The sequence below is a fragment of the Methylibium sp. genome (genome assembly GCF_013817345.1).
In the GTDB taxonomy this organism is placed as follows: Bacteria; Pseudomonadota; Gammaproteobacteria; order Burkholderiales; family Burkholderiaceae_C; genus Methylibium.
The window spans coordinates 1-7,059 of sequence record NZ_JACDCW010000144.1; the positions used below are offsets into that span (position 1 = coordinate 1).

The window sequence follows — 7,059 nt, forward strand, 5'->3', positions numbered from 1 at the left end:
TCGCGCTTGGCGACGGTCCAGATCGTTTCGTCGGCGCGCGCGGTCACCGTGCGGCCGTCGAGCGTGAGTTCCACCGTCGCCACTTGGGGTGCGAGCAGTCGTGAGATCAGAGGGGCGTTCATGGGGTCTCCGGTAAGGCAGGGGTACTGCCGTGCCGAGCGCTTCCCGGGTCAGGAAGCCAGCTCGTGGGGAAAATACTTGACGACGCAGTCGACCGGGTTCGGGGCGGCCTGACCGAGGCCGCAGATCGAGGCGTCGCGCATCACTTGCGAAAGCTCGGCGATCAGGCCGAGGTCCCAACGGTCGCTCGCGATCAGCTCGCGGACCTTGGCGGTGCCGGAACGGCAAGGTGTGCACTGGCCGCAGCTCTCGTGCTCGAAAAAACTCATCAGGTTGCGTGCGGCATCGGTCGCGCGGTCGTGCTTCGAGAGCACCACCACTGCGGCCGAGCCGATGAAGCAGCCGTGCGGCTGCAGGGTGTCGAAGTCGAGCGGCACGTCGGCCAACGCTTCCGGCAGGATGCCGCCCGAAGCGCCGCCCGGCAGATAGGCGTAAAGCTCATGGCCGGGCAGCATGCCGCCGCAGTACTCGTCGACTAGTTCGCGCAGCGTGATGCCCGCCGGCGCCAGATGCACGCCCGGCTTGGCCACGCGGCCGGACACGGAGAACGAGCGCAGGCCCTTGCGGCCGTGGCGGCCCTGGCCGGCAAACCAATCGCCGCCCTTTTCCAAAATGTCGCGCACCCAGTAGAGCGTCTCGAAGTTGTGTTCGAGCGTGGGCCGGCCGAACAGGCCGACCTGCGCCACGTAGGGCGGGCGCAGGCGCGGCATGCCGCGCTTGCCTTCGATCGATTCGATCATCGCGGACTCTTCGCCGCAGATGTAGGCGCCGGCGCCGCGGCGCAGCTCGATGACCGGCATGTCAGGCATCGGCGGGTTGGCTTTCAGCGCAGCCAGTTCCGTTTCGAGGAGCGTCCGGCAGCCGTGGTACTCGTCGCGCAGATAGACGTAGACAGCGTCCACGCCGACCGCCCAGGCGGCGATCAGCATGCCCTCGATGAAGCGGTGCGGGTCGCGCTCGAGGTAGTGCCGGTCCTTGAAGGTGCCCGGCTCGCCTTCGTCGATGTTGACCGCCATCAGCCGGGGGGCCGGCTGCCCGCGCACGATGCGCCACTTGCGCCCGGCCGGAAAGCCTGCGCCGCCGAGGCCGCGCAAGCCCGAGCTTTCCATGATCTGCAGCACCGACTCGAGCGGGCGGTCTCCCGACAAGCATTCGCTCAGCGTGCGGTAGCCGCCGGCTTCGCGGTAGCTCGCCAGGCCGGTGTAGGGCGCCGGCTCGTGGGTCGTGGCCTTGGCCTTCACCGCGGCTTGCACGGACTCGGGCGTGGCATGCGCCAATGGATGCTGATGCACCACCACAGCAGGCGCCTGCTCGCAGCGGCCGATGCAGGGCGCAGCGATCACGCGCACTTCGGTGCCCAGCAGTGCCGGCAGCCGCGCCAGCAGATCCTGCGCGCCGGCCAGCTCGCAGGCAATGCCGTCGCACACGCGCACCGTCAGCGCGGACGGGGCTTCGAAAGCGCCGGCGGCATCGGGCCGAACCACGTCGAAGTGGTGATAGAAGCTCGCGACTTCATACACTTCCACCTGCGAGAGCTTGAGCAAGTGGGCGAGCGCCCCGAGGTGATCGGTGCGCAACTGGCCGTAGCGATCGTTGATGGCGTGCAGGTGCTCTATGAGCAGGTCTCGCCGCAAGGGCTGCTGCGCCAGCAAGGCTTTCACCGCTGCCAGCGCCTGCGCGTCGACCGGCCGCTCGCCGGAACTGCGGCGAAGTTGACGGGCCGGGTCTCGCAGGGCTTGGATCGGGATGACGGATGCATTCATGGTCGGGCAATTCCTCGGGCTTCAGGCGGTCAGCCTATGCTCAAATGGACACATATGCCGCCCTACCGTCTGATTGCTCCACGATAGCGCAATAGCCGAAAAAATATATGCACGAGGCAGCCGGATGATGCGTATACAAATCACGCCCCACTGGGGCGTTTCACACAACGCCGAAGACGCGGTCGACACCACGGCGCTGCTCGCGCTGCTGGCCGCGATTCAGGAGAGTGGGGCAATTGCGCAAGCCGCGCGCAGCACCGGGCTTTCCTATCGCCATGCGTGGGGTCAGGTCAAGCGCGCCGAGGCGCTGTTCGGTCATGCGCTGGTAGACGCAGGTCGCGGCCGTGGCTCCACTTTGACCCCGCTGGCCGAAAAACTGATCTGGGCCGACCGGCGCATCGCGGCGCGGCTTTCGCCGATGCTCTCGTCGCTCGCGTCGGAGCTGGAACACGAACTCGAGCGCACCTTGCCGCAGGTGGCGCGTGCGCCGGTTGCCCTTCGGCTGCATGCCAGCCACGGGTACGCGGTGGCCGGGCTGATCGAGCAGCTCGAGGCCGCGAAAATCCCAGTCGAACTGCGCTACCGAAACAGCATCGAGTCGGTTGCGGCGCTCGCGCGTGGCGAATGCGACCTGGCCGGCTTTCATGTGCCGATCGGCGAGTTCGCGGTCCCCGCCGCTCGTCGTTACCGGCAGTGGCTGCGCTCGAACGATCACAGCCTCGTGCACCTTGCAGTGCGCTCGCAAGGCCTGTTCGTGGCCCCCGGAAACCCGCTGAAGATCGGCTCCCTGGCCGATCTAAAACGGGCCGACGTGCGCTTCGTCAACCGGCCCGAGGGCTCGGGCACGCGCATGCTGACGGAGCTGATGCTGGCCAAGCAGGACATCGCGCCCGGCGAGATCAACGGCTACGCCACCGCCGAGTTCACGCATGCGGCTGTTGCGGCCTACATCGCCAGCGGCATGGCCGATGTGGGCATGGGTGTGCAGACGGCGGCGCAGCGCTTCGGCCTGCATTTCCTACCGCTGTTGCGTGAGCGTTACTACCTGGCGGTGCCCACCGCGGTGCTGCAGCAACCCCTGATGAAGCAGGCGCTCGCACTGATGCAGTCACCGCGCTACCGCTCCTCGGTGGCCTCGCTGGTCGGCTACGACGCCGGCGAGACGGGGCGGGTGTTGGGCGTGGACGAAGCCTTGCCGGCGAATTGAGCCTGATGCGCAGCCACTTGCGCATTGACGGCTATCAGGCCAAATGTTTGTGATCGACAGCTTCCAGCCGCTGTTCGACGTCACCGCGCCCGAATTCGCACCGATCTACACCGCGGTGTGCGGCCTGCCGCTCGAGGGCGCCGGCGTTGTGCTGCCCGGTGAGAAGGAGTTCGCACCGGCTGCTTGAACGGCAGCAGGCTTGTACGCGGGCTGCGCAAGCGCATCGCGCCGCGCGGCGCGGCGCCGGCCGATGCACGCACCTTCCTTCTCGGGAGTCCCCCGCAGGAAGGATGCGCCGGGTCGAGCAACGGCTCAAACTCGGACGGGTGAACACCGCCACGCTCCCCCCGATCTCGCAGCAGCTCTCGACCCGCTGTGCGCTGGCCCTCCTGGGAGCGATGGTCCTGGCCAGTGTCGTCGGCCTGCTGGCCCTCGGTCCCGTGACCGCCGTTGCCGACGCTCACCGTCTGACCGACCCGCGTACACCGCTCGGGCTCACGAACGGCTGGAGCGTATTGCTGCAGTTGCCTTTGCTGGTCGCAGCCTGCACAGGCGCACTCTGCGCCCGCCGGTTCACCGCCGAGGCCGCTTTGCGCCACGCCTGGACGGCATTCTTCACGCTGGCGACTGCGGCGACCCTAGGCAGCATGGCCGATCATTTGACGCCGAGCGAGGGCGGCTACGTGCTGTCGAAAGCGCTGACTGCCAGCGCCTGCGCAGCTCTTGCCATGATCTTTCTGGCCGAACGGGTCAGTATGGGCTGGGTAAATCGGCTGCCTTTGCGGGTGGCCCTCGCGAGCGGACCGATCGGTGCGTTTCTGTGGTTTGCGTCAGACGTGCTGCTGGGCCAGCCCGACTACCGGCTGCTGCTTTGGCTGGAGCACCTGCCGATGTTGCTGGTGCCTTTGGGCGTGTGGAGCCTGCCCGGCCGCCATCTGCGCAGCGGCGACTGGATCGCCGCGCTGATGTGGTTTGCGTCGGCCGAATGCATCGACTGGGCCGACCGGCTAATTTGGGCGGCGAGCGGCAGCGTCATCAGCGGCCATGCGCTGCACCACCTGCCATTGACGGCCTGTCTGTTTTCGCTGGCTTGGGCGCTCGCACGTCAATCGGCCGCTCACGAGAGCGCGCCGTCGGCATCGAGCCAGCGCGAGACCTCGCTGATCACGTCCGGGTGAAACGCCATCGCCATGTGAGCGGTATGACTCAGGTGGCGACTCGCCGCACCCGGCAGGATGGCGGCGGCGGGCGGGATCACGATGTTGTCGGCATGCCCGTAGAAGCAAGTGAACTTAGCAGCCCGGCTGGCCGGCTCGCGATGCGCCAGCTGACGCAGCCAATCACCGGACGGGCGCATGTGCCGCGCATTGGCCGTGCGGCTGAGCCGCGCCAGCCAGGTGCCCTGATGAGGCGTGCCGATCGTGACCACATGGTGAACCCGCGCGTCCGCACCAGCCACACTGCTCAGCCAGGCGCGAGCTACCAGGCCGCCCATGCTGTGGCATACCAGCAGCGGGGCTGAACCGGTTTCGCGTTCTAGCTGGGTCACCGCACGATCGACGGTCTGCACATAGGCGTCGAGTTCGCTGAAGACCGGCTCGAGGCTCACTGCAATGCAGGGCTGCTGCACGGCCATGCAGCGCTTCAGCCACGGATTCCAAAGCCCGCGGTTACACAGATAACCGTGCACGAAAACGATGCCGCGCACGCCGGGACGGCCCGGCACATCGGGCAGCGCCCGAGAGCGGAACGGCTGGCGCCAGCCGAACACCCGGGCCGCAACGATGCATTCACAAAACCAGGCCCGTATCAGCTGCCACGGGCCGGCACGCGGCGTCGGGTCGTCTCGGTGCAGGAAGGCGAGCAGGACGAACTCGGTGCCGAGCACCAGCGTGTAGCCGAGAAGAACGAAGAGGAAGCCCGCCACGGCGAGCCACGGGTGCCCCAGGGCCCAGGCGCCCGCCAACCAAGCCAGCGACGCCAACACGATCGAAGCAGCCATCAATCGCTGCAGGCGGGCCAGCATTGCGAGGCCGGCGCTCAGGTGAGCTGCACCGCGCAACCGCTCAGCCGTTGCGCAAGCGCGCTGCTCAGGCGGTTGACGATGCCGTAAATCGAAAGCAGGTTCGCGCCGATGCTCGCCGGGAACAGCGAACCATCGCGCACCCACAGGTTCTTTAGCTGCCAGCGCTGACCGTCGGGCCGCACGACGCCGAGCCGCTCCTCGCCGCCAAGCCCGCAGCCGCCTATCGAGTGAGCGCTGATTACACGGGTGAGATTGGGCTTCATCGGCAATGCGCCTATCGCCGCTTTAGCGTCTGCCCAACCGCGGTAGTCGTGCGCGCGTTCATGCGGTCGCGCAAGGCGTGATGGGCCTTGCTGACGAAGCCGTTTGTCGCTGCTGCGTATGAGTCGCAATGCGGTCTCGTCTTCGTACACGGTCGCAGCCGGCCAATTCACCGGCAGGCTGCTGAGACACAAGTGACCGGAAGCCATGGCCAGCACCCCTAGCAGTCGCACCAGCTCGTCTTGCGTTGCTCTCCGAAAACCAGGGACGGTTTCGCTCACATAATCAAGGTGTCGTTCGAGCACGCAAGTTCCGGGCGTCGGGCTGCCTTAAAGGACAAGCATTGCGACTGCTCTAAAAACGGCCCGACCGGCGTCCGTGAGTCGACCTTCGCGCAGATCGGGTCGCCACAGCCATGCAGCCCCTCCTGCCGCAGTGAAGACGGTGGCGCCGCCGAGATTGACTTGAAGGAAGCGGCGGGACGGCAAGGGCGAGGTGGGTAGCCTGCATAGGGGCGAATGTTGCATCATCCGCTTGCAGGCCGGTCGAGGCCCGCGTCTATTGGCGCGCAGGACAATCCTGTTAACTCTGCAACAGACCGAGGCCGCGACGATCCCGCTAGCCTCGAGGCGGTCGAGCGAGAGCGCATTCGCCGCAGCGCTCAGCTAGAGCTGGCTGAACGACTGGCGGCGCTGAAGGTTTATCAGCAGTCCCGTTTTTTCATAGCTACCAAGATCTCGCGTCCAACCCCCCGCCATGCCGCCTCCACGCGCTTCTTTCTCAAGAAGCTTTACAGTCCCGGCGATTTCAGCCGACGCGATGCGCAATTCGTGCGTATCGTTCCAGCCGTCGTCCGGCAAATCACTGCTGACAATGTGGCTGAGATACGGGCTGCCCCATGGTTGAAGGCTACGGCCGAGATGCATAGAGTTCCGAGATGATCGACTAAAAACAAACCCGGGCAAAATGCTGCGAAAGAACCAAGAAGCCTGTCCGTCTAATAACCAGATTCCTGCCTTGCTCTTGTTAATTGCAGATTTATTACTCGACGACAAGCACAAAAAAGCCCGATCATTTCTGACCGGGATTTTTGCTGCGTAATAGCCTGACAATGTCCTACTTTCACACGGGAACCCGCACTATCATCGGCGCTGAGGCGTTTCACTGTCCTGTTCGGGATGGGAAGGAGTGGGACCACCTCGCTATGGTCATCAGGCTTAACTTGTCGCCGATCTTGCTTCAAGCAAGACGAGCCAATTCGTAAAGTCAAATCAGTTTGATTGCGCCATTACGGCATAACGGTGCGGCTCAAATCGCCATCAAAGTTATAGGGTCAAGCCTCACGAGCAATTAGTACCGGTTAGCTTAACGCATTACTACGCTTCCACACCCGGCCTATCAACGTCCTGGTCTCGAACGACTCTTCAGGGGGCTCAAGGCCCCGGCAGATCTCATCTTGAAACGAGTTTCCCGCTTAGATGCTTTCAGCGGTTATCTCTTCCGCACTTAGCTACTCGGCAATGCCACTGGCGTGACAACCGATACACCAGAGGTGCGTCCACTCCGGTCCTCTCGTACTAGGAGCAGGCTTCCTCAAATCTGCAGCGCCCACGGAAGATAGGGACCAAACTGTCTCACGACGTTTTAAACCCAGCTCACGTACCTCTTTAAATGGCGAACAG

The 7,059-nt window shown here is 65.0% G+C and carries 7 protein-coding genes and 2 rRNA genes; 3 read left to right on the plus strand and 6 right to left on the minus strand.

Annotation, left to right across the window (positions count from 1 at the left end):
* Positions 1-170 precede the first annotated feature (170 nt).
* The gene (locus H0W40_RS18330; protein WP_292449149.1) at positions 171-1,883 is read right to left on the minus strand and encodes an NADH-ubiquinone oxidoreductase-F iron-sulfur binding region domain-containing protein; all 1,713 of its coding nucleotides are present in this window, start codon (positions 1,881-1,883) and stop codon (positions 171-173) included.
* Positions 1,884-2,007: 124 nt separating this feature from the next.
* On the opposite strand from H0W40_RS18330, the gene H0W40_RS18335 reads away from it, so the two are divergent.
* The 3 genes from H0W40_RS18335 to H0W40_RS18345 all read left to right on the plus strand — a co-directional run bounded on the left by H0W40_RS18335 (position 2,008) and on the right by H0W40_RS18345 (position 4,268).
* Complete coding sequence (locus tag H0W40_RS18335) at positions 2,008-3,090, plus strand: substrate-binding domain-containing protein (RefSeq protein ID WP_292449151.1); 1,083 nt, start codon at positions 2,008-2,010, stop codon at positions 3,088-3,090.
* Between the two features lie 43 nt (positions 3,091-3,133).
* Positions 3,134-3,277 (plus strand): hypothetical protein, encoded by a 144-nt coding sequence (locus tag H0W40_RS18340; RefSeq protein ID WP_292449153.1) that lies wholly within the window; start codon positions 3,134-3,136, stop codon positions 3,275-3,277.
* A 139-nt stretch (positions 3,278-3,416) separates the two neighbouring features.
* Positions 3,417-4,268, plus strand: coding sequence for a hypothetical protein (locus tag H0W40_RS18345; RefSeq protein ID WP_292449155.1), 852 nt, complete (start codon positions 3,417-3,419; stop codon positions 4,266-4,268).
* Here H0W40_RS18345 and H0W40_RS18350 read toward each other — a convergent pair.
* The 5 genes from H0W40_RS18350 to H0W40_RS18370 all read right to left on the minus strand — a co-directional run.
* On the minus strand, positions 4,208-5,092 hold the full coding sequence (locus H0W40_RS18350) for an alpha/beta fold hydrolase (protein WP_292449157.1): 885 nt from the start codon (positions 5,090-5,092) through the stop codon (positions 4,208-4,210). The genes H0W40_RS18345 and H0W40_RS18350 overlap by 61 nt on opposite strands.
* 38 nt (positions 5,093-5,130) lie before the next feature.
* Complete coding sequence (locus H0W40_RS20100; RefSeq protein ID WP_367153844.1) at positions 5,131-5,682, minus strand: GMC oxidoreductase; 552 nt, start codon at positions 5,680-5,682, stop codon at positions 5,131-5,133.
* A 360-nt stretch (positions 5,683-6,042) separates the two neighbouring features.
* Positions 6,043-6,489 carry a hypothetical protein gene (locus H0W40_RS18360; protein WP_292449159.1) on the minus strand — a complete coding sequence of 149 codons (447 nt, stop codon included), beginning with the start codon at positions 6,487-6,489 and terminating at the stop codon, positions 6,043-6,045.
* Positions 6,481-6,593: ribosomal RNA gene (gene rrf, locus H0W40_RS18365) — 5S ribosomal RNA — on the minus strand. Before rrf ends, H0W40_RS18360 begins: the two co-directional genes overlap by 9 nt.
* Before the next feature lie 113 nt (positions 6,594-6,706).
* Positions 6,707-7,059 (minus strand): 23S ribosomal RNA (locus H0W40_RS18370); the annotation flags it as partial.